This is a genomic window from Mycobacterium sp. 663a-19 (assembly GCF_035616495.1).
Classification (GTDB): Bacteria; Actinomycetota; Actinomycetes; order Mycobacteriales; family Mycobacteriaceae; genus Mycobacterium.
The window spans coordinates 1-434 of the sequence record NZ_JAPJAV010000051.1 but is presented as its reverse complement, the minus strand read 5'-3'; the positions used below and the strand labels follow the sequence as shown (position 1 = coordinate 434).

At 68.9% G+C, this 434-nt stretch carries 1 pseudogene; it reads left to right on the top strand.

The annotated features are described in order from the left end of the window. Positions 1-434: pseudogene (locus OQ968_RS24820) on the top strand (long-chain fatty acid--CoA ligase); the annotation flags it as partial.

Here is a 434-nt window from a genome sequence, read left to right as displayed (position 1 = left end):
CCGCTGACGGCGGGCTCAGGAATACCGCCGATCGGTTTGCCGGTTCCGGGTGCTGCGTTGTTCGTGTTGGACGGGTGGCTGCGCCCGGTGCCGGCGGGTGTGGTGGGCGAGTTGTATGTGGCCGGCCGCGGGGTGGGCGTGGGGTATGTGCGCCGGCCGGGTTTGACCGCGTCGCGGTTTGTGGCGTGCCCGTTCGGGGCGCCGGGAGCGCGCATGTATCGCAGCGGGGATCTGGTGCGCTGGGGTTCCGATGGGCAGTTGCGCTATCTGGGGCGTGCCGATGAGCAGGTCAAGATCCGTGGGTATCGCATCGAGCTCGGTGAAATCCAAAGCGCCCTAGCCGAACTGGACGGGGTCCAGCAGGCGGCGGTGATCGTGCGCGAGGACCGTCCGGGTGACAAGCGCCTGGTCGGCTACATCATCGGCACCGCGGA